The 22,285-nt window shown below is 45.2% G+C and carries 19 protein-coding genes and 1 tRNA gene; 13 read left to right on the top strand and 7 right to left on the bottom strand.

Features of this window, described 5'->3' with window-relative positions:
* Nucleotides 1-92: 92 nt before the first annotated feature.
* Entirely contained in the window at nucleotides 93-1,493 is a 1,401-nt protein-coding gene (gene fumC, locus AC1RNB_RS12610) for a class II fumarate hydratase (protein ID WP_493083287.1), read from the bottom strand.
* 201 nt (nucleotides 1,494-1,694) lie between these two features.
* Here fumC and AC1RNB_RS12605 point away from each other — a divergent pair, with 201 nt between their 5' ends.
* Complete coding sequence (locus AC1RNB_RS12605) at nucleotides 1,695-2,780, top strand: hypothetical protein (RefSeq protein WP_493083286.1); 1,086 nt, start codon at nucleotides 1,695-1,697, stop codon at nucleotides 2,778-2,780.
* A 69-nt stretch (nucleotides 2,781-2,849) separates the two neighbouring features.
* Here AC1RNB_RS12605 and AC1RNB_RS12600 read toward each other — a convergent pair whose 3' ends face one another.
* A complete protein-coding gene (locus AC1RNB_RS12600; protein ID WP_493083284.1) occupies nucleotides 2,850-3,626 on the bottom strand; it encodes an enoyl-CoA hydratase/isomerase family protein in 777 nt (258 codons plus the stop codon).
* A 196-nt stretch (nucleotides 3,627-3,822) separates the two neighbouring features.
* Here AC1RNB_RS12600 and AC1RNB_RS12595 point away from each other — a divergent pair, with 196 nt between their 5' ends.
* Together AC1RNB_RS12595 and AC1RNB_RS12590 are read left to right on the top strand one after the other, a co-directional pair.
* Nucleotides 3,823-4,023 carry a hypothetical protein gene (locus AC1RNB_RS12595; RefSeq protein WP_493083282.1) on the top strand — a complete coding sequence of 67 codons (201 nt, stop codon included), beginning with the start codon at nucleotides 3,823-3,825 and terminating at the stop codon, nucleotides 4,021-4,023.
* Nucleotides 4,024-4,144: 121 nt separating this feature from the next.
* The gene (locus AC1RNB_RS12590) at nucleotides 4,145-4,747 is read left to right on the top strand and encodes a trimeric intracellular cation channel family protein (protein ID WP_493083280.1); all 603 of its coding nucleotides are present in this window, start codon (nucleotides 4,145-4,147) and stop codon (nucleotides 4,745-4,747) included.
* A gap of 95 nt (nucleotides 4,748-4,842) precedes the next feature.
* Here AC1RNB_RS12590 and AC1RNB_RS12585 read toward each other — a convergent pair whose 3' ends face one another.
* Nucleotides 4,843-5,901: a dienelactone hydrolase family protein gene (locus AC1RNB_RS12585; protein WP_493083278.1), complete on the bottom strand. Its 1,059-nt coding sequence runs from the start codon at nucleotides 5,899-5,901 to the stop codon at nucleotides 4,843-4,845.
* Nucleotides 5,902-6,284: 383 nt separating this feature from the next.
* Here AC1RNB_RS12585 and AC1RNB_RS12580 point away from each other — a divergent pair, with 383 nt between their 5' ends.
* From AC1RNB_RS12580 to AC1RNB_RS12560, 5 genes are all read left to right on the top strand, one after another.
* Complete coding sequence (locus AC1RNB_RS12580; protein WP_493083276.1) at nucleotides 6,285-6,482, top strand: hypothetical protein; 198 nt, start codon at nucleotides 6,285-6,287, stop codon at nucleotides 6,480-6,482.
* A gap of 26 nt (nucleotides 6,483-6,508) precedes the next feature.
* On the top strand, nucleotides 6,509-6,934 hold the full coding sequence (locus tag AC1RNB_RS12575; protein WP_493083275.1) for a globin domain-containing protein: 426 nt from the start codon (nucleotides 6,509-6,511) through the stop codon (nucleotides 6,932-6,934).
* Between the two features lie 154 nt (nucleotides 6,935-7,088).
* Complete coding sequence (locus AC1RNB_RS12570; protein WP_493083273.1) at nucleotides 7,089-7,511, top strand: globin domain-containing protein; 423 nt, start codon at nucleotides 7,089-7,091, stop codon at nucleotides 7,509-7,511.
* Nucleotides 7,512-7,646: 135 nt separating this feature from the next.
* Entirely contained in the window at nucleotides 7,647-10,757 is a 3,111-nt protein-coding gene (locus AC1RNB_RS12565; protein WP_493083271.1) for a ligand-binding sensor domain-containing protein, read from the top strand.
* On the top strand, nucleotides 10,754-11,521 hold the full coding sequence (locus AC1RNB_RS12560) for a LytR/AlgR family response regulator transcription factor (protein WP_493083269.1): 768 nt from the start codon (nucleotides 10,754-10,756) through the stop codon (nucleotides 11,519-11,521). Before AC1RNB_RS12565 ends, AC1RNB_RS12560 begins: the two co-directional genes overlap by 4 nt.
* A 57-nt stretch (nucleotides 11,522-11,578) precedes the next feature.
* On the opposite strand, the gene AC1RNB_RS12555 is transcribed toward AC1RNB_RS12560, so the two are convergent.
* Complete coding sequence (locus AC1RNB_RS12555) at nucleotides 11,579-11,986, bottom strand: cobalamin B12-binding domain-containing protein (protein ID WP_493083267.1); 408 nt, start codon at nucleotides 11,984-11,986, stop codon at nucleotides 11,579-11,581.
* Nucleotides 11,987-12,063: 77 nt separating this feature from the next.
* Between AC1RNB_RS12555 and AC1RNB_RS12550 the strand changes: the two genes are divergently transcribed.
* The gene (locus AC1RNB_RS12550; protein ID WP_493083265.1) at nucleotides 12,064-13,059 is read left to right on the top strand and encodes an aldo/keto reductase; all 996 of its coding nucleotides are present in this window, start codon (nucleotides 12,064-12,066) and stop codon (nucleotides 13,057-13,059) included.
* 73 nt (nucleotides 13,060-13,132) lie between these two features.
* Here AC1RNB_RS12550 and AC1RNB_RS12545 read toward each other — a convergent pair whose 3' ends face one another.
* Together AC1RNB_RS12545 and gltX are read right to left on the bottom strand one after the other, a co-directional pair.
* A complete protein-coding gene (locus tag AC1RNB_RS12545; RefSeq protein WP_493083263.1) occupies nucleotides 13,133-14,686 on the bottom strand; it encodes a glycosyltransferase family 39 protein in 1,554 nt (517 codons plus the stop codon).
* A 101-nt stretch (nucleotides 14,687-14,787) separates the two neighbouring features.
* Nucleotides 14,788-16,320, bottom strand: a complete 1,533-nt coding sequence (gene gltX, locus AC1RNB_RS12540; protein WP_493083261.1) for a glutamate--tRNA ligase — start codon at nucleotides 16,318-16,320, stop codon at nucleotides 14,788-14,790.
* Between the two features lie 200 nt (nucleotides 16,321-16,520).
* Between gltX and AC1RNB_RS12535 the strand changes: the two genes are divergently transcribed.
* The 4 genes from AC1RNB_RS12535 to AC1RNB_RS12520 all read left to right on the top strand — a co-directional run bounded on the left by AC1RNB_RS12535 (nucleotide 16,521) and on the right by AC1RNB_RS12520 (nucleotide 19,962).
* The gene (locus AC1RNB_RS12535; RefSeq protein WP_493083259.1) at nucleotides 16,521-17,333 is read left to right on the top strand and encodes a polysaccharide deacetylase family protein; all 813 of its coding nucleotides are present in this window, start codon (nucleotides 16,521-16,523) and stop codon (nucleotides 17,331-17,333) included.
* 227 nt (nucleotides 17,334-17,560) lie between these two features.
* On the top strand, nucleotides 17,561-18,328 hold the full coding sequence (locus AC1RNB_RS12530) for a TatD family hydrolase (RefSeq protein ID WP_493083257.1): 768 nt from the start codon (nucleotides 17,561-17,563) through the stop codon (nucleotides 18,326-18,328).
* A gap of 70 nt (nucleotides 18,329-18,398) precedes the next feature.
* Nucleotides 18,399-18,485 (top strand) — tRNA-Ser (locus AC1RNB_RS12525).
* 262 nt (nucleotides 18,486-18,747) lie between these two features.
* Nucleotides 18,748-19,962: a site-specific integrase gene (locus AC1RNB_RS12520; RefSeq protein ID WP_493083255.1), complete on the top strand. Its 1,215-nt coding sequence runs from the start codon at nucleotides 18,748-18,750 to the stop codon at nucleotides 19,960-19,962.
* An 83-nt stretch (nucleotides 19,963-20,045) separates the two neighbouring features.
* On the opposite strand, the gene AC1RNB_RS12515 is transcribed toward AC1RNB_RS12520, so the two are convergent.
* Nucleotides 20,046-22,283: a CHAT domain-containing protein gene (locus tag AC1RNB_RS12515; protein WP_493083254.1), complete on the bottom strand. Its 2,238-nt coding sequence runs from the start codon at nucleotides 22,281-22,283 to the stop codon at nucleotides 20,046-20,048.
* Nucleotides 22,284-22,285: the final 2 nt, after the last annotated feature.

Raw genomic sequence — 22,285 nt, 5'->3', positions numbered from 1 at the left:
TAGTAATTGATAATTAGTAGTTAGTAATTAAAAAAGCGACTGTCCGCAAAGAACAGTCGCCCAATTATTAATTTCTAATTACTAACTACTAATTATTTAATCTCGCCTACCATATTGCCCGGCACTACCCACTCATCAAATTCCTCAGCAGTCAGGTAACCCAGTTTTATTGCCATTTCTTTCAATGTGGTTCCTTCTTTATGCGCGGTCTGTGCAATTTCGGCTGCTTTGTAGTAACCGATCTTGGTGTTGAGGGCTGTAACCAGCATCAGGCTGTTATCAACGTGTTTTTTGATATTAGCTTCGATCGGTGCCAGTCCTACGGCGCATTTATCATTAAAACTTACACAACCATCGCCGATCAAACGGGCACTGTGCAGGAAGTTGTAGATCATGACCGGTTTAAATACATTCAATTCAAAGTGACCGGTTGCACCACCGATATTGATGGCCACATCGTTGCCCATTACCTGTGCGGCAATCATGGTTAATGCTTCGCACTGGGTAGGGTTTACTTTACCGGGCATGATAGAAGAACCTGGTTCGTTATCGGGTATAAACAGTTCGCCGATACCGCTTCGGGGGCCGGAAGAAAGCATACGGATATCATTGGCGATCTTCATCAGGCTAACGGCTACTGTTTTTAAAGCGCCATGGGCTTCCACAATGGCATCGTGAGCGGCCAGGGCTTCGAATTTATTTTCAGCCGTTACAAAAGGCAAACCGGTAAGGTTGGCAATGTGTTTGGCAACATTTACGTCATAGCCTTTGGGCGTGTTGATGCCGGTACCTACGGCAGTTCCGCCCAGTGCCAGTTCGCTCAGGTGAGCCAGGGTATTGCTGATCGCTTTCAGACCATGATCCAACTGCGATACATATCCGCTGATCTCCTGGCCCAGGGTAAGCGGGGTGGCATCCATGAAATGCGTACGTCCGATTTTTACCACGTGCATGAAATCTTTGCTTTTCTGTGCCAGGGTATCCCTTAATTTTTTGATACCGGGAATGGTGGTCTCCAGAAGGATCTTATATGCAGCAATGTGCATGGCAGTAGGAAAAGTATCGTTGGAGGATTGTGATTTGTTCACATCATCATTCGGATGCAGAAATTTATCCTTGTCGGTCAGCGAGCCTCCTTTGATCACATGACCACGGTAAGCCACCACTTCATTCACATTCATATTACTCTGGGTACCGCTACCGGTTTGCCAAACCACTAAAGGGAACTGGCTGTCTAATTTTCCTTCCAGGATTTCATCGCAAACCTGTCCGATCAGTTCTGCTTTTTCTTTGGGTAATACACCGGCATCCAGGTTGGTTAAAGCGGCCGCTTTTTTCAGGTAGGCAAATGCCTTGATGATCTCTTTAGGCATTTTATTGATATCCTGCGCAATCTTGAAATTTTCGATACTGCGCTGGGTCTGGGCTCCCCAATATACGTCGGCGGGTACATGCACTTCGCCCATGGTGTCTTTTTCGATACGGAATTCCATTATCTTGAATTTAGATGGTTGACGATCAGTTTTTATTGGTTTTGCAAAGGTAAGTGTCTGGGGGGAATCCTCGGGCAGGAATCGTGAGTCGTGAGTCGTCAGTAGTGAGTGGTGGGTATTTTTTTGGGGAGGCACTCACACCTCACGCTTCACGCCTTATATCTCGTCATATTTTGGTATTTTTCAGCAATAACTGGGTATATGAAAAGAATACTATGCACCATTTTTTTGCTGAACAGCTGGTTGATGATGCGCGCGCAACAAACGGAGAACATTATTATCATTACTACAGATGGGTTTCGCTGGCAGGAATTGTTTGGTGGGATGGATTCGGTACTGGCAGCAGATAAAGCTTATAACCAGAAAGACAGTTTTCGGATATTTTCCCGTTTCTGGTCGGAAGATGCCGGTGAGCGCCGTAAAAAATTAATGCCTTTTTTCTGGAATACCCTTGCCAATAACGGGCAGGTGTATGGCAACCGCTGGCTGGATAACAAAGTGGAAGTGTCTAATCCCTACCGTATCTCTTATCCGGGGTATAGCGAAATCATGTGCGGGTATGTGGATACAGCCATTAAAAGCAATGGTTACCCCGATAATCCCAATACCACCATTCTTGAATTCTTTAATCAACAACCCGGGCTGAAAGGAAAAGTAGCCGCATTTGGTGCGTGGGGCGTGTTTAACCGGATCATACCCGAACAGAAAAGCGGCGTGCCGGTGGTGGCCGCCTATGAGCATTTTGGGGGCAGAAATCCCACAGCCAATGAACAACTGCTCAATACCATGCTTGATCATTCGCATCGGGCCTGGCCGGACGAGTGTTTTGATGTGTTTACGCACTATGGAGCCATGGAGTACCTGAAAACACGTAAACCCAAAGTACTTTTTATCGGTTATGGAGAAACGGATGAGTTTGCGCATGGACGGGAGTACCGTTCATACCTGGATGCAGCCCATAGGGTTGATAGCTGGTTGCAAGAGATTTGGGATTTTGTACAGAGTGATCCGCAATACCGTAATAAAACTACCATCCTGTTTACCACAGATCATGGCAGGGGCGATAAAATAAAATCAAAATGGAATGCACACGGAACTTCCGTAGAGGATTCACATGAGATCTGGTTTGCTGCCATGGGGCCCAATACACCTGCTTTGGGCGAAGTAAAAACGGGAGGGCCACTTTACCAGAAACAGTTTGCCCAAACAATGGCGAAGTTGATGGGATTAACATTTGAGGCAGAACATCCGGTGGCAGAAGAAATCAAAACCGTAATCAAAAAATAAGTACTCAGCTGCCTGCTGGTTCCCCGCAGTAAAACATTTTTATCAGCGGAGCCGGCAGGCAGTAGCTCTTTATTTACCCGTAAACACCGCTTTCCTTTTTTCCAGGAAGGCCGCTGTTCCTTCTTTCATATCTTCTGTACCAAAACAATCACCGAAAGCATTTACTTCTACTTCGTAACCGTTTTTGGTTTCATCAAATACGGCATTGGCACTTTCTATGCATTTGCCAACGGCAATCGGGGCCTTGGTATTGATCAGATCCAGTATCGACTTTGCTTTGGTGAGCATTTCTTCCTGAGGTACCACATAGTTTACCAATCCATATTGTAAAGCGGCAGCAGCATCCAGCATCCCGCCACTCATCAGTAGTTCCAGTGCTCTCCCTTTACCAATCAGCTGTACCAGCCTTTGTGTGCCGCCGTAACCGGGTATCAGTCCCAGGTTTACTTCCGGTTGACCGAATTTGGCATTCTCTGATGCGATCCTGAAATGACAACTCATGGCCAGCTCACAACCCCCACCCAGCGCAAAACCGTTTACACAGGCAATAATGGGTTTGGGCGAATGTTCGATCCTGAAAAAAGTATCCTGTCCGGCCTTAGCCAATGCCTTACTGGCTGCTACGGTTAAACTGTTGAATTCACTGATATCGGCCCCTGCTACAAAGGCTTTGGGTCCGGCACCGGTAATGATGACAGAACGGATGGCAGGGTTACTGTATACTTCATCCAGCGCTTTGTTGAGGTCTGCAAATACTTCTTTGTTCAGCGCGTTCATTTTATCGGGGCGGTTAATGGTAATGGTAAATACGTGGTTTTCGAGGGTAGTTAGTAAAGTATGATACATGATAGCAAGTTTGTACCAAAGGTAAGCAGCTCCGTTCATTTTGTTATGGCTGAAATAAAGGTAGCGGATGCACTATCGTTTCATTGCCGGTTTTACCCGGTTCAACAGCTGATCAGGCTGCTTAACACAGGTAAGTTTCAATATGGAATGGCGAATGAGGAGATTTGCACTATCAAATAAAAAAACACATAATTATATGGAACACAGAATTCAATTATCAACCAACCTGCTGATCGCCGTAAAGGCCAAACCTGTCAAAAAGATCCGTAAACCGCTGGTAGCGGGTATTCAAATAGATGTGAATCCTGCTTCATTGCAGGAAAAAAGCCGCCACCTGGTAGATGTGCTGGGCAATATCATTCCGGAGGGCAGTAAAGAAATTATGCTGCTTTCCTAACGCGTTGATTTTTCATAGTACAGTTGATCAGAAAACAAGGCCCCGCCAATTGGCGGGGTTTTGTTTGCGAAGCTGTTCAAAACTTCTGTAAAAGGATCCACCTTCTTTTGTATTTTGAGGTATGAATCTGATCCAGATCATCATGTACTCGGGTATTTTTGTTTTTGCCGGTACCGGCGCGCTGAAAGCACGTACGCACCAGATGGATATTTTCGGCGGGGCTGTAATCGCTTTTGCCACGGCCTATGGTGGAGGTACCATCCGCGATCTGCTGATAGGTGCACACCCGGTAAACTGGATCAATGATTATCTTGCATTAGCCCTGGTTGTGAGTGCCGTTATTATTGTTTCCTTTTTCCGCACCGACCAGATCCGTTTCCGGCGTACCATTTTTTTTACCGATGCCATTGGCCTGGGCATGTTCACCGTAACCGGAATTGAGCGAAGCATCTCTTACAATATCAATGATGGGTATGCGATCATCATGGGTGTGATTACGGCTACTTTTGGCGGACTGCTGGCTGACCTGTTATGTGGCGAAAAACCCGACCTGCTGAAAAGGGGAGAACTCTATGCCACTGCCTGCGCCATTGGCGGAGTGATTTATATACTGCTGAAGAAATGGGGCATTGAATACAACCTGGGTCTCTTTATCTGTGTTTGTATAGTGGTAGCTGTCCGGATCTTTTCTAAAAAGAACCGGGTTCGTTTACCGGAGGTATAATATAGATTCTTTGATTACAATAGTGTTATAGACTATTCATGCAAAAAGCCTGTCAAACGACAGGCTTTGGTTTTTCCGGGATAGGAATGAGGGGATTAATTATATAAAAACTGTTTCAGAAACGCGATACTGCGTGCACGTGCAAGTACAGAAGCATTGGCATCGGTACCGGCTGCCGTTTCTCCGTCAAATCCATGTTCGGCACCACTGTACACTTGTTTAGTGATGGGGGCAGAAGCCGGGTTCAGTTGTGCTTTCTGGATTAATCCATCATAAGAACTGATCTGTGTATTATTATCCCAGTTGGTATAGGTACCGGTATACAAAGGATCAGCACCTGCAGCGTGAATCAGCATAGGAGCATAGTTTACATACTTACCGTCGCTGGGTGTACCGGGTTTGCCAAAATAACTGAACATAGCCGCGCCGGGATAGTAGGATACGGCTGCTACAAATCCACCCTCTGCCGGTTTGCTGGCAGGAGTCAGTACATTATTAGTGTAAGTGGTACCGGCACTGATCTGCGACCAGGCAGTATTTTTAGCCACTGCATCCGCATCAACCATGGTACCTAAAACGGTGGTTCCACCGTGCGAAAAACCTAAGAGACCGATTTTGTTAGGGATGATTTTCACCGTAAGCGTGCGCAGGTAGGCAAGCCCGGCATAGGCATCTCTTGGCCTTACAAATTCTGCCGCAATCGGTAAACTATTTGGCGGCACCATATTATGAAAGGTTTTGGTGCCACGGGGCGTATAGCTGTCTACAAAGAGTGCAGCGATCTTATGAACCCTGAACGAGTCGATCCAGCCCTTGAACTGAGAAGCCATTTTTGTATTGGTGCTATCGGTGCTGCTCCATAAGCCACCGCTACCGTGCATCACCACTACCGCCGGTACGGGAACCGATGTGGAAGGAATATATAATACCGCTTTCAGTTGGTTGCCTCCGGTTGGATTGGGCAGGTAAACAATTTGAGTGGTTTCAGGATTGGCGCCTGTTGTGCCCACCTCGATAGGAGTGGGTACCACATTACCGGCAGTATCTGTGTTGGTAACCGTTTTAGTACAGGAGAAAAGCAGCAGACTAATCGTTAATTTAATGGCACCCGCCAGCAGCATTTTTTTCCATCCGATTTGTTTGATCAGGTTCATTGTGTGTTTTTTTATTTGCATGTTTAAATATTTCGGGTGCAAAATTTGATTTTTACAATCCTCCCGCAAAACATACTACACCCACACGCAGTAAGTTTTTAATGAAGTGAGCCCAAACCCCAACGAACCGTAAATTCCAGCATTTGTTAAGGAACAACGCGGCAGCTGTTTATCTGATTACCTCAGGTACCCAACACTTTCTATCATAAAAACACAAAACAAAAAACTTATTACTCACCATTCACAATTGACCATTCACCACTCACTTCCCCGCTTCATTCCCCAAATCCCCCGCTTCATTACAATTCCACCATTCTTCATCCGCTTAAATTTTTACACGCCAGATTATCGCAGCAGATTTGTCCTGTCAAAACAAAAAAAACATGACAAAAAATACGCCTACCCAATTTGTACAGTACATAACGGCCGTATATGTTACCCTCGGTATTGCTGCCAGTTCCTATTATATCAATCATTGGTTCCTGCCGGCATCGCCGGTGGCTACGCAAAGCCAATCCTTGATTGACCTGAATACGGCTATCGGGAAAGAGCATGGCATCTATGTTCATTTCGTGCAATAATTTTTTCATCATTATAAATTCATACAATGACCAACCATCAGATCACACTTGTTAAAAATACCTGGGGCATGGTAGCATCGCTCGACCCGGTAACCGTAGGAGGTTTGTTTTATAACCGCTTGTTCGAGATCGCCCCGCCGATCCGCACCATGTTCCGTACACCCGTAGCCGAGCAATCTAAAAAACTGCTTACGATGATCGGGTATGTTATCAATAAGCTGGATAAGCTGGAAGATATCATTGATGAGGTAGCCAAACTGGCCAAAGGACATGTGCAGTACGGTGTAAAAGCAGAACATTATTCCATTGTGGGAGAAGCGCTGCTCTGGACACTTGAGAAAGGACTGGCAGAACACTGGACTGAAGAAGTAAAAGAAGCCTGGATACTTTGTTACACCACCCTGGCCAATGCCATGATCGCTGCTGCAGAAGATGTGCAGGCAGCTGCTTAATAAGCTCCATCCTGTGAAAATCCTGTTATCCCGTTCTTTGAGCGGGATAACTTACTGTTTTGTACCGGACCGAAAAGAAATTTTTGCAAACGGTTTTTATACAGGATGATTTAGTTTCTTTACACCTGATTTGTGCTAACGCAAAACACCCCCAATGACTGAGCGGCAAATGATACTGGTAAAGAATAGCTGGAAACTGTTCCGGAAAATTGAACCGAAATTTATCGGGGAGGTTTTTTATGGAAGACTGTTTCAGCAGTTGCCCTCGCTCCGTGCCATGTTCAAAAATGACATGTCTGCGCAATATGGCAAACTGGTGGATATGCTCAGCCTGGTCATTTCCCAGTTGGATAAGCCGGAAACCGTGAATGAGGAAATCCGGCAACTGGCTATCCGTCACGTGGAATATGGTGTACGCCCCGCCCATTACAAACTGGTTGGCGATGCCCTGTTATGGACCATGCAAAAGGGTTTGGGTACAGACTGGACAGATGAGACGGCTGAAGCCTGGATTACCTGTTATGCCATGTTATCCGATACCATGATCAAAGCAGCTGCCGGTATCGGCAAGGGCTGATGCCCAACGCTTCGATGCGTTTTTACTACGCTTCCTTTTAATTTTGCCCTGTTTCGTATATCGTTCTTTTCTAAGCCTGCGGTTTTATGTATTTTGTTTGTCTAATCCTGTAAAACAGGTACAAACCGGATGTACATGCAGCAACAAAAAAGCAGGCTTCCTTCTATTTTTTACTGGCTGGTTTCCGGTTTGCTACTGTGTGCAACTGCCCATGCCCAGCTTCCGCGCGATCTGAAGATCACCAACTTTGATGGTTCTGCCGGTTTTTACAGCCGCATGGTGCGCTGTTTTCTGAAAGATGATCAGGGGTTTATCTGGATCGGCACGGCAGATGGTTTATACCGTTATGATGGGTACACTTTCCGCAATTACCATAAACAACCCAACGATACCAATAGCCTGCCCGACAACAATGTATTACAGCTGGCTGCAGGTAAAGATGGTAAGATATGGATGGGATTGGAAAAAGGTGGCGTCAGCTGTTTTGATCCTGCTACGGGTACTTTCCGCAACTATCCCGTACGCATAAATGGTAAAACAGTACCGGCAGTTGTCTCGATGTTGCTGGTAGATCATGCTAACGAGGTATGGGTGGGCCTCAAACAAAAAGGTCTCTGGCAACTGAATACCCTTACCGGAACCTACACGGCTTATGACAGGTTAACGGACCCAAAGCGGCTGATACCAGATAGCAAAATATTCTCCTCCACTACCATCAGCACTGCTGTTGAGGGCGATCCGGGTGTGTTGTGGCTGGGTACCTATTATGGTTTGTTTCGTTTTACTACTGCTACCAAAGAACTCGTACCCATTCGCAGCCAGCCTTTGCAAACAACTGTTTTCAGGGATGATGATTTTATTTCAGTGGCACTGGATGGAGATCTGCTCTGGTTGGGTTCCTGGGCTGGTGGACTGAGTCGTTATGATATACAAACGGGCCAGTGGAAGAATTTTAAGATCAACCAAGCCGAACCCCAAAAATATACGACCAATATCATTTCCGGTATCAGGGTGCGTTCGAGCAAAGAACTCTGGATCAGCAGTAACGACCGCGGTTTGGGCATATTTAATAAACAGACAACACAGTTCAGTTTTTATGCAGATGATCCGGTGCATCGGAACGATATACCCGCTATTCTTTGTTATGACGTAGCCACCGACAAACACAATAATATCTGGTTAATGCACGAGTGGGGATTGACCCGCATTCAACCCCGGGAAAGTAAGTTCCGTTTTACAGAAGTGCCGGTAAGTAAAACAGACAACAAACAGTTCTATTATATCCGCGATCTGGTAGAAGATGAAGAGCATATCTATGTAGCTACTTTGCTGGCGGATGGATTTCATGTTAAAAATAAAAAAACAGGGGTTGATCGTCATTTCCCGGTAAAACTGATGCCGGGCGAGGAACCTTTTCTTTCCGTTTTTAAAATACTGAAAGACAGCAAGGGAAAGGTTTGGGTAGTATCGAGGGATTATATCTATCAGTATGATACACAACGGGAGAAGCTGGTGCTGATTGATCAGCCGACCGGTGCAGAACTACCAAAAGGGTCTAATCACTACAATAATATTACGGAAGATGCAAAAGGGAATATCTGGATTACCAGCACGCGTAATGGCGTGTTTCGCTATGATCCGATAACCGGGAAGTATGCGCATTTTTATCATGATCCGAAAAATAAACAGTCGCTTACGTCTAATACCATTACTGCGATTACGGCAGATAGTTACGGACGTGTCTGGATTGGTGGTCCAGCGGGCCTGCTCGCTTTTTATGATCTGCAAACGCAGCAATTCAGTGGTTACGCTTTCTACTCCTCAAAAAATAATGCAGAAGCCGGAAATACGATCACGGCTTTACTAGCTGATAGGAACGGAATGGTATGGGCAGGATCGGACGACGGGTTGATACAGATCGATATCACCAAACCGGTACCCAAGGTGGTTAAAGTATACAGTTCGCAGGATGGCTTGAGGGGAGATGTAGTGTATGCTATCCGGCAGGATTGGAACGGCACGATCTGGTTCACCACTAATTCTTCTCTCTGCATGGTAAACCAACGCACTCAACGTGTGAACAGCCTGCTGTTGAGTAATGATGTGATGAAAACGGTGGCAGATGGTATTTATCTGACCGTAAATGGCAACAAACTGCAGGTGCTTACCTATGGCGGCTACTACTCATTTGATCCCGTATCGCTGCGCGAAAAAGAAAAAGACTCGGTGATAACCATCACTTCTTTCCGTGTTAAAGACAAAGAATATTACTACCAGCAGGAACTGAAAGAAAAAGGCAGGGTACGTTTGGGTGCCACCGAAAACATGTTCACTTTTGAGTTTACGGTGTTGGATTTCAGCCAGTCAGATAACCGCCAGTACGCCTATATGCTGGAGGGGTTTGATAAGGATTGGGTAAATGCCGGCAGCAGGCGCTATGCCAGTTATACCAATATTCCCGGGGGCAATTATGTGTTCAAAGTAAAATCGCTGGATACCTATGGCGATGTGAATAGTTCTGTGGTGAGTATTCCTCTGCATGTGAATGCGCCTTTTTACAAAGCATGGTGGTTTATACTGATCGTTGCTGTGGTAATAACATCACTTTTATATGTGTTCTACCGTTTCAGGATAGAGAAAGAAAGGGAGATTCTGCAATTGCAGACAAAGGCCCAGACACTGGAGAAAGAAAAAACGCAGGTGCAGTACGAGAACCTGAAGCAGCACCTGAATCCGCATTTCCTGTTTAACTCCCTCACTTCTTTAAGCAGCCTCATCCGCATTAACCAGAAACTGGCAGGTGAGTTTCTGGATGGGATGAGCCGGATCTACCGTTATATACTGCAGAGTAAAGACAGTGAGTTGGTTCCGTTGAAAGATGAGATCCGCTTTATCCAGACTTTTATCAGTTTGCAGAAAACAAGGTTTAATGAAGGTTTGCAGGTGAATCTGCAGATCGATGAGGAATATATGCATCAAAAAATTGTGCCGGTTACCCTGCAGAATCTGATCGAGAATGCCATCAAGCACAATATTGTGGATGAGGAAACCCCTTTGGTGATTGAGTTATTTGTAGAAGATGGATACCTGTTTGTGAAGAATAACCTGCAGAAAAAATCTTTTGTTGATACCAGTAACAAACAGGGACTTGATAATCTCCTGTCATTATATAAATACCTCTCAGACCGTCCCATGCTGATTGAAGAGGACGAACTCTATTTCACTGTTAAAATTCCGCTGATATGATAAAGGCTGTGATCATTGAAGATGAGCAACTGATTGCCAAAGAACTGGCCAACAAGATTGCTAATGTGACAGATGATATTACCATTGTGGAGATATTACCCAGTTTAAAAACTGCTAAAAAATGGTTCATGCAGAATGCCGAACCCGATCTTCTGTTCATGGACATACAGCTGAGTGATGGGGTTAGTTTTGAACTCTTTGATCATTTTACATTGAAATGCCCGGTGATCTTTACTACAGCTTATGATGAATACGCGATCCGTGCTTTCAAAGTAAACGGGATCGATTACCTGCTAAAACCAATTGATGAAACAGACCTGAAAAATGCCATTGAAAAATACCGTAACCTGCTCAGCGGGAAAACAAATTTCCCTGTAGATATGCAGCAACTGATGGCTACGCTGTCTGCACCACAAGCATCACTGTACAAAGAAAAATTTATTGTAAATGTGCGCAATAACTGGATACCCGTGGATACCCGGGAGATTGCCTGTTTTATGCGCGATAACCTGAATTATCTGTATACGTTTGCAGGTGATAAATTTATCCTCGATTATACCACTCTGGAAGATGTAGAAGAACTGCTGGATCCCAAACTGTTTTACCGGGCCAACCGGCAAAGCATTATCCATATCAATGCCATACAAAGTGTGAAACCGCACGAGAACCAGAAACTATCTGTATTCCTGAAAGCCCCTCTTAAAATGGAAGTGGATATCAGCCGGGAAAAAGCGCCGGCCTTTAAAAAGTGGTTCGACCGATAATATGTACAGGCATGCTGTTGCAATTAGCCACAAACTAACTATTGTAAAAGCGGAGTTCTAGAAATTACGGTTAACTTTTACCCAGTCGGTAATATAGGCAGCAATATCTGCGGTAGCGGCCCCGGGGGCAAAGAGTTTGCCCACGCCCATCGCATGTAATTCTTTCATATCCTCTTCAGGAATAATGCCGCCGCCGGTAACCAATACATCATTCATTCCCTTTTCCTTCATAAAAGCCATTACTTTCGGAAACACGGTCATATGCGCGCCACTCAGGATACTGATGCCGATAGCGTCCACATCTTCCTGCAGGGCGGCATTTACCACCATCTCCGGGGTTTGCCGTAAGCCGGTATAGATCACTTCCATGCCCGCATCCCGCAAAGCGGTGGCAATTACTTTGGCGCCACGGTCGTGGCCATCCAGTCCAACTTTGGCAACTAAAACACGGATCGGTCTTTGCATATCGCTTAATTAAACAGGAATAATACTGTAAAAATAGTTCAATTGTACTTAGGTTTACACCTCTAACAGACGAATCAATGAACTACCGGAAATTTGGAAATACCGATCTTAGCGTAAGCGAGATCGGATTTGGTACCTGGGCCATCGGTGGTGCCGCTTTTGTAGGTAATACACCCATTGGCTGGGGACCATCAGATGATGCTGTTTCTATTGCCGCTTTACACAAAGCACTGGATGCCGGCATCAACTTTTTCGATACCGCCGATTTTTATGGTTTGGGTCATTCAGAAGAGTTGCTCGGTAAGATCATCGGTAACCGCAAAGATGTTCTCATCGCTTCTAAAGTGGGGCAGACCATCGGCGCCAATCATACCATCGAACTCAATTATACCAAAGACTATGTGATAAAAGCCTGCGATGCCAGCCTGCAAAGACTGAAACGTGATCATATCGATTTTCATCACCTGCACGTGGCACGCATACATCATCTCGAGAACGGTGAATGTATTGAAGCTATGCAACAGCTGCAGCAGCAGGGCAAGATTCGGTATTGGGGCATTTCGCTTATCACTTTTAATCCTTTTCCGGAAGCTGATTTCTTTTTTGAACACCACCTGGGGCAGGGATTTCAGCTGGTATTCAACCTCATTAACCAGAAAGCCTTACCCATCCTCACCAAAGCGGCTGCCCGTGGTTATGGAATTATTGCCCGTATGCCGCTCCAGTTCGGACTTTTATCCGGAAAGATCCAGCCCGATACTGTTTTTACGGCCGATGATCACCGGAGTTACCGGGTAGTGCCCCCGATTACAGAAGCTACTTTGCAGATTCTGAAAGAGCAGGTTTGGCCTTTGTGTGATAAATACCATACCACTGCGTCAGGACTGGCACTCAGTTATATCCTCAGTTATCCTGAAATTTCTACCGTGATTCCCGGCATCAGAACACCCGAACATGTATCACTCAACACCGATCACCTCGTTACCCTGGAAGCAGCAGATAAACAACATCTGCAGGATCTTTATGCATCACACTGGCTGCCGGTGATGGAGATGATGGAGAAACAGGGATGAGAGTTTGGGGTTTGGAGTTGGAAAAGTTGCTAAATTTTGTTTCTCGTTATTACTCCTGTTTCATTAGTTGATTTTATCGAAGATTAAATTGTTTTCTGCCCGCTTTGATATTGCGTTCGGCGATCACTTTTACGGAATCATCGGGGGCGCTGTAGAAGATGATCTTGTCTTTATACTGCCTGGATAGTTGATTGGTAACAGAGTCCAGGATCTCTCTTTTGCCCCAGTGATTAAAAAACGAATCATCGGCGTCTGGTAAGTCATCTGTTACGAATAAAAAATACCGGTAGTTGAATTGATCGGGTAACCAGAACAGAAAACTGGCATCATCGCTATAGATCTCCGGCAGGTGCAGGGGTTTTCGGTAAAAACTCAGGCAGGCTGCGTGCGAATAACTGTCGCCATAGATCATGGTTTGCTTTTTCACAGAATCGGGCAAGCTATGGTAAATCTTCGCTGTTTTATCGGCCATTTCTTTCCAGCCGATCATGTCGGCAAAATCCTGTGGTAATGGATGTTGCTTATGATCTTCCCAGCGTAGCATAGAACTTTTCCCGATGCCCATTCTCTGATAAGTTGCTGCCAGTTTCTCCGGCGACTGGTAAGGAATCAAGATGGGGAGTATCAGCAGCGTAAATGCCAGCATAAGTGTTGCCATGGTACCACCGATCCAGACGGCATATTTTCCTCTCATCCATCCTGAGAGCCAGATGCCGCCAAACGCCACAAGGGTTGGATAAATAGCCGCAGCATAATATCCTTTTCCGTTAAAGTATAACAAGAGGCCGATGATGCCCATATAGATAAATGCAATCAGCATGTATTTCCTTCCTTCTTGTTTCATCAGTATATACCACAGTCCGCCTATCCAGATAAAAAAGCCGGGCAGGAGCATGAGTAATTGATCCACCATAAAATCTGTGCGGCTATTATATTGTAACTGCTGTTTGGTAAGCAGGTTCATGTGGTGCATTACCGGAAAATGATGGATGTATTGCCAATACAGGTTGGGCAAGCAGACCAGTACGCCCAACAACATCGCCCAATAAAAATGAGGGTTCAATAACCATCTGCGCTGTTGCGTAAGTAAAAGGGCTGCAGTAAATGCGAGTATATAAAAAGCAGTAGAATATTTACCGAGTATTCCCAACCCAAAACAGATTCCGAGGTAGTAGAAATATTTTTTGTGCGGAGAGTTGATCAGGCAGATAATATGGTAGCTGCTTAGTGTCCAGAAAAATACATCCAGAAAATTAGGCTGAAAGAGGATATGCATCCGCAGAAAACCTGCACAAAGAAAACCGAGGCAGGCAAAGAATACAGCTGTACTGTTTCCTTTTAAGGCTAACACTATTTTGCCCACTACTATCATCGTTAAAGCACCGGATAAACCACTCCAGAAATAAACCGTGTAAACAGAACCGCCGGCCAGTTTGCTTAACCAGCCCAGCGCGGCCAGTAAGGGAGGCATTTCAATATAACCCCATGCCATATGATCTGCATCGGCGAGGTAAAGCAGTTCGTCTCTGTGCAATTCAAAACCAGGATGGATGAGTACGAAGGGAATCAGTAATTTGATCAGCGCAAAAAAACCAATGATGTATACCGGTCTGGACAAAGCCTTCATCAGGAAAGATTTCCAACAAGATATACAAAAAAGACGCCTCAGCAACTTTGCGGTACTATTTGTCCGCAAAAGCTCTGAGGCGAAGTAAAACAATATAAGAATTATTGCAGCAGAGCCAGGGTATGTTTGATGCGGTTAACCGTTTCATACATACCTATCAACGCCGCTATATCAAATACACCCGGCCCGAATTTGCCACCCACCAGCATAATACGGAAGGGCAACATCAGCTCGCCCGGTTTCAGGTGATTGGCAGCTGCCAGTTCCTTGAATTCATTTTCCAGTCCCTGTGCTTCCCAGGTATTGCTTAACTCATAAGCCCTGATCAGTTCAGTAAAGAACAGGTTTTTCTTATCGTCCCATTTGGGTTTGATGGCGTCTACTTCAACAGTAGCTGGTGCCTGAAAAAAGAAACTTCCCTGCTGCACAAAATCAGGCAGTAGCGTACAACGGTCTTTCACCAGTTCTATCACTTTCGGTAGTAACGCATCATCATCGGCAATACGGATTCCCCCTTTTTCAAATTCCGCTTTCACTCCCAACTCCAGACTCCCAACTCCTAACTTGCGTATCCATTCATGGTTATACCATTTGGCTTTTTCATAATCAAACTTGGCGCCGCCTTTGTGTACGCGCTCAATCGAAAACTTCTCAATCAGTTCCGGTAAAGAGAAGATCTCATTATCGGTACCATCGTTCCAGCCCAGCATGGCAAGCAGGTTCACAAAAGCTTCGGGTACAAACCCTCTTTCTTTAAATCCGATGGTGGTTTCGCCGGTTTTGGGATCGGTCCAGTCCATGGCAAATACCGGAAACCCCAGTCTGTCGCCATCGCGTTTGCTCAGTTTGCCATTACCATCAGGTTTTAAGATGAGGGGTAAATGTGCCCATTCCGGCATGTCAGATTCCCATCCCAGGTATTTCCATACCAGTAAATGAACAGGTGCAGAGGGCAACCATTCTTCACCACGAAAAGCATGCGTGATCTTCATCGCATAATCATCCACCACCACAGCCAGGTGATAAGTGGGCATACCATCGGCTTTCAATAAAACTTTATCATCTACCTGCGAAGTATGGAAAGAAACTTCCCCGCGGATCATATCCACAAAACGGATGGTTTCATTCTCGGGCATTTTGATACGGATCACATAGGGTGTTCCCTCTTCTAATAAACGTTCTGTCTCAGCTGCATCCAGGGTTAATGAATTGCGCATCTGCTCACGGATCTGCTGGTTGTATTGGGGGGAAGGATTTTCAGTCGTTTTAAAACGAATCCGCATCTCTTCCAGTTCGGCTGGTGTATCGAACGCATAATAGGCATATCCCTCTTTTACCAATTGCTCGGCATACTGGCGATAGCTCGGTTTGCGCTCGCTCTGCCGATAAGGGGCATAAGGACCGCCATGCACCGGACTCTCGTCGGGTTCAAGTCCACACCAGCGTAAAGTGTTCAGGATATATTCTTCTGCGCCGGGCACAAAACGTCCCTGATCGGTATCTTCAATACGTAATATAAAATCTCCTCCCTGCTGTTTGGCAAACAGGTAGTTAAACAACACTGTTCTCACCCCACCCAAATGCAGTCCCCCGGTAGGCGAGGGGGCAAAACGTACGCGGACCTTCTTATTCATGGGGCAAAGATAAGGAAGAGATGAACAGATGAACAAGGAACAGATGAACAAGGATCGGAGGGGAAGGTGAATATCGAATATTGAACAGGGAATATCGAATGCCGAAGGGAAGAGAAGAACAGATGAACAGACGAACAAGGAACAGACGAACAAGGATCGGAGGGGAAGGTGAATATCGAATATCGAACAGGGAATATCGAATGTCGAAGGGAAGAGATGAACAAGGAACAGATGAACAAGGATCGGAGGGGAAGGTGAATATCGAATATCGAACAGAGAATATCGAATGTCGAAGGGAAGACAGCCTTATTCCTTCGGCCTTCCTTCGTCTGTTCCTTGTTCGATATTCGTCTGTTCGATATTCTGCCCCTTATCTTTGCGCCATGTATCTCATCAAAACACCCTGGTGGTTGCGCCGGTTGTATCCTGGTTTGACCTGGCGGATCCCGGGGCGGGAGAAAATACTGTATCTCACATTTGATGATGGTCCGCACGAAATGGCTACGCCCTATGTGCTGGATCAGCTGCATTGTTTTGGCGCCAAAGCCACTTTTTTTTGTATAGGCAAAAATGTGGCAGCCTACCCCGAGATATATCAACGGATCTTAGCTGAAGGGCATGCTGTTGGGAACCATACCCAGCATCATGTAAACGGATGGAAAGTGAGTGATGAAGTATATATGCACGAGGTAAAACAGGCCGCTACCCTGATCCGGTCTGATCTGTTCCGTCCCCCCTATGGCCGTATCAAACGCAGCCAGCAACAAAAACTCCAAACCCAAAACCCCCAACTCCAAACCATTATGTGGGACGTGCTCAGTGCCGATTTTGATGAACAGCTTACCGGCGAAGCCTGCCTGGGATATGTGGTGTATCATAGCAAACCCGGTTCCATTATTGTTTTTCATGATAGTACAAAAGCCTGGAACAGGATGCAGTATGCACTACCGCGGGTGTTGGAATATTTCAGTAAAGAAGGATATGTATTTAAGACGATCCCTTCAACACGCTAACCCCAACTGACTACAAACAACTGTGCCGGTGTGGAAACACCGGCACTTTTTTTAATCCGTACCCTATAAAAACAGCGGTTAGTATTGGTTGGTTGAGGCGCTACCATAGTAGAATAGTCCTCGCTATCTAAACGACAACGCATTGGATTTTAGTATTTTATCCTCTAAAAAACCAATAACCCATGGACTGATTGGGTTTGTATCGTTTTTAGGAGGAATTTTGCTCTATGAACCTGATAGATACCCATTGCCACCTCTATTCCGAAGAATTTAATGCCGATCGGGATGCCATGATCCAGCGGGCCTTGGCTGTAGGGGTGTCGCGGTTTTACCTGCCAGCGATAGATAGCGAAGCCATTCCCGGTATGCTGGCACTCGAAGCCCAATATCCCGGCGTTTGTATAGCCATGATGGGATTGCACCCCTGTTATGTAAAAGCCAATTACAGGGAAGAACTCGCCATTGTGGAAGAATGGCTGGCAAAAAAGCCTTTTGTGGCCGTGGGCGAGATTGGTCTGGATTTTTATTGGGACAGAACCTTTGCCGCCGAACAGCTTGAAGCTTTCAACCTGCAAATGCAGTGGGCGCTGAACCGGAACCTGCCCATTGTGATCCATACCCGCAAAGCCATGTCGGAAACGCTTGCTGCTGTAAAACCCTTTGCCGCCAAAGGGCTACGGGGTATTTTTCACTGTTTCAGCGGTTCGGCACAGGATGCCGCACTGATCGTGAAAATGGGGTTTTACCTGGGTATTGGTGGAGTAGTAACCTATAAAAACGCCGGTTTACCCGATGCGCTGGCCGGAATAGGCCCCGAATACCTGGTGCTTGAAACAGATGCCCCTTACCTCAGTCCGGTACCCTACCGCGGCAAACGCAATGAGAGCAGCTATCTGGAGCCCATTCTGAACCGTTTGGCTGAGGTAAAAAACCTTTCTCCGGCCGAGATGGCGGCCATTACAACGGCCAATGCCCAAAAAATATTCGGTTGCTAACGCTGAAAAGCTATTTTTGCAGTCCTTAAAACGGGGGCCTTGTCCAAGGGCCGTATATCCCGTCATAAACAGAGAGGTGTCCGAGTGGTTGAAGGAGCACGCCTGGAAAGTGTGTATACGGGAAACCGTATCGAGGGTTCGAATCCCTTCCTCTCTGCGAGTAACAATTAAGTAAGATGTACTTAAAGCTGAAAAGCCTGCAAAATCAATGGTTTGCGGGCTTTTTGCTTTTTAGCCTTACCCGTATTTACCCCACTTTATTGCCATAGTTGACGGAGTAATTCGTGGAGTAGTGCTAAACTTTACTACTACTCCGGCTACTTTACACAAACGACTCGTTATTAACACTTTATAAGACCTGAACTATTCAGTTCACTACGCCCGAAGCGTAATTTTATCACCTTTTAAGTGGAGTAATTATGGAAAAAAGTTTTGGTCTACATTTTCACCTCAAAAAATGTATAAACAATGAGAATGAATTTCCCATTTACATGCGAATAACCGTTAATGGAGATTATCGGGAAATAAGCGTTAAAAGGAAATGTGATTCTGAAAAATGGAATGTTGGTGCTGGCAGAGTTGACGGCAAAACTGAGTTCGCCAAGTCTCTTAATTCTTATCTGGATGTATTGCAACGAAAGGTATATGATGCTCGTATAGACTTGCTTGAAAATGATCATCCGGTTACTGCAGAAAATATTAAAACCCTGATATTAGGAAAGGAGATTAGTGTCCATAAATACATGCTGATGGAGGTATTTAAACATCACAATGATCAGATGGCGGTACTTGTTGGCAGTGAATACGCAGCGGGAACTCTTGAACGCTATACCACATCCTACAATCATACGAGGTCTTTTCTGGAATGGAAGTATAAGATTTCTGATATAGACATTAGCCGACTTAACTATGAATTTATCTCTGAATATGAGTTTTGGTTAAAGAGCGTTCGCAAGTGTGACCATAATACAACCATGAAATACTTAAGCAATTTCCGAAAAATAGTAAAGCGGTGTCTCTTAAATGGCTGGCTACAGAAAGATCCTTTTATGGGCTTTAAAATGCCAAAAAGAGAGGTAGAAAGAACCGCATTAACTGAAATGGAATTGCAGACCATAGCCTCCAAAATATTTTCTATTGAACGGCTTACACTCGTGAGGGATATATTCCTGTTCAGTTGTTATTCAGGGTTAGCGTATGCAGACGTAAAAAAACTTCGTCGTACTGACATTATTATTGGTGTTGATGGTGAAAAATGGATTATCAGCAAACGGCAAAAGACAGATGTTACAGCCAGGATCCCCTTATTGCCTCCTGCACTTGCTATACTTGATCAATACCAGAACCACCCCTCATGTATTTTAGAAGATAGAATACTACCTATATTAAGTAATCAAAAAATGAACGCTTATTTAAAAGAGATAGCAGACTTGTGCAGCATCGTTAAGAGCCTTACCTATCATATTGCCCGGCACACTTTTGCAACAACTGTTACTTTAAGCAATGGGGTTCCGATTGAAACTGTTTCCAAAATGCTCGGACACCGGAATTTAAAGACAACCCAACACTATGCAAGAATTTTGGATACAAAGATCAGTAAGGATATGAAACTGTTACGCGGAAAGTTTGAGTAAATGAAAACTTAATTAAGTTTTTTTGGGATGTAAAGAAGCTGGTGTGGGAAGGGTATTGAAATTAGTCAGATGTGGTAGTTTTTTTACTGTCGCATTTGTGCTGTAGGATCAACCTGGTGTTCTTTCAGCCAACTTTCAAACAGAATGAGGTCCGATCGGCCGATGTTAGTGTAAAGTAACTGCTCCATTGACAGGAGTGACTTTGTTATTTTAATTTCCTTGTGCATTTTATTATATGAATCGATAACGTCTCTGAAGATTGGTCGTCTCGCTTTGAAAAGCATGGATGAATTAAGAAACATTGCAGTAAGCGCGCGTATTTTCAAGATGAACTTTTCTTGCTGTGCAGGACGTAACTTCATTTTTGCCACCTGTTGCAAGGCAGCGTTTTGGATCTCGAACATATACATGGTGCGGATGCAATGCGACATATAATTGAGCCAATTCTGGTGTATTGGTTGGTTTGCTGCCATCTTAAGGTTATGAAGCACGCGCTGGTAAAACACTGCGCCCGAAAACACACCAATCGGAAGAAATGTTCCTGTCACGGTAAGCGCACCTGCTTCTAGGAAAGCGTTGCTGATTGGGTTGAAATAACCCCAATTGGGAATCGTACTGCACGCAGAAAGTATCACTAGCGGCGCTGCTATCCCGCGCATGATGATCTCGTCTCCCCCAACCCAATCTTCCCCGAACTGGATCAGAGTGGTCTTATCTTCTTTCATCGTCTTTCCGTGGGAATCGATTATAAGTAGTCCCGGTTTATATTTTTCAATGGCAGCCTGCGCATCTGCTATACTGTCACATCTCACCGTTTTGTAACCAAAAAAATTGCTGTTCGCCTCAACATTTTTAAACGCATCATCAAAAGCCTTGTTGCGGCCATGTGTTGTGGGTACACAAAGCAATACCAATGTCTTAGATAATATGTCTTCCGGTACCGTGTACTTCACAAGTTGGTTTTTAAGGTAGGTGGCAAGTATACCACCATACGGCAGTTCGGGAATACGGCACACATCGTGCGAAAATGAAAGGGGTACACCGTCAATATTGAACCATTCTACCGGAAGATCGCTGATGCACACGAGTTGCCGGTCCTTAACGGTAAATTGTTTGATCAGTTCAGGATGCATCGTTTCTTGCACATAAGCTTCACCGAATTGCTGTACCATGCGGAAGAATTTCTGCGGCGCGGGCGGTGGTGCATCGGGATTGAAAATAGAGATGTGTTTGTTTAAGGAAGGTCCTTTGATCGGTAAGCGCAAAACCGGCGAATAGGTAAACGTTGCGTGCAGGTAACCCACCGTATCTAGAAAATAGGATTTGTCACCCAGTAACTGCACACTTGCTTTAAGAGCTTCCATCATACTTTCCGGGTCAGCGAATTTCGAAGCATCGATCTTACCGCGGTAATCATTATCCTGTTCGCTTTTATAAAGATCACGTACCATGGAATAACCGGATAGTTCCCGGATCTTTTTCGAGATCACATCATCAATCCTGGGGTAATGAAAAGGTGCCACAACAATGAGCGGCGTAAAACGCGGAATATTGGTTGGCAGGCGTGGCGTGTCGTCTTCAAGTAGCACCATACGGAAGCGATCAATCTTATCGATTTGATCATTTACGATGAGAATTCGTTCTGTACGTTGACCCATTCGCGCCGTCTCTTCTATCACTTCCTCTTCCGTCCTGCTGTCCTTATCGCTATCGTACTCATGCCAGCAATTGCCGACGTACTGGTTCAGAATGCAATGGTTATTGAGAGAAGGAACAAAAGGGTCTCGCTGGTTGAAGCCTGCAAATTCGGGAGGAACCTGCTGGTCAAAATCCAGTTCCACAGGGTCGCCATATTTTCTGAAATGCGCCATGATTTTATTGCAGTCCCGTTTAAGTAACTGAACTAGTTCGGCGGGTGACCCTATATGTGGAACTGTTTTACCATCCACTGTATAAAAGAAGAATTCCTTTGCATTTAATTTATCAAGTATACGCTGACGGTTCTCAACGCCAGGATCAATGAATACAAAAGTGACAGGAATGTTACTGGCATTGTCAAGATAAATATCAAGGTTATGTTCATAAACGACCTGCAGGTCGAGTCCTGTGTACTGGTGCATTGTCCAGCCGAGGGCGATCCACTGCGTTGTTCGGTCGTTTAATTGCACGAGATTTTTGGGCAGTAAACGTAAACCTGTGAGATAAGGATTTGCAAATTCCTGTGGCGGGAAAAAGGGGATAAGGGGATAGCCGGGACTAATCAACAAGCTACGCAACTGGTAAGGCGACGGCTGCCTTGGTTGTAATAAGTGAGGATCCATTG

It is taken from the genome of Sediminibacterium sp. GW821-FHT12F12 (assembly GCF_058806635.1).
Note: the sequence above shows the minus strand (reverse complement) of the source record. Positions and strands in the feature narration are given on the sequence as shown.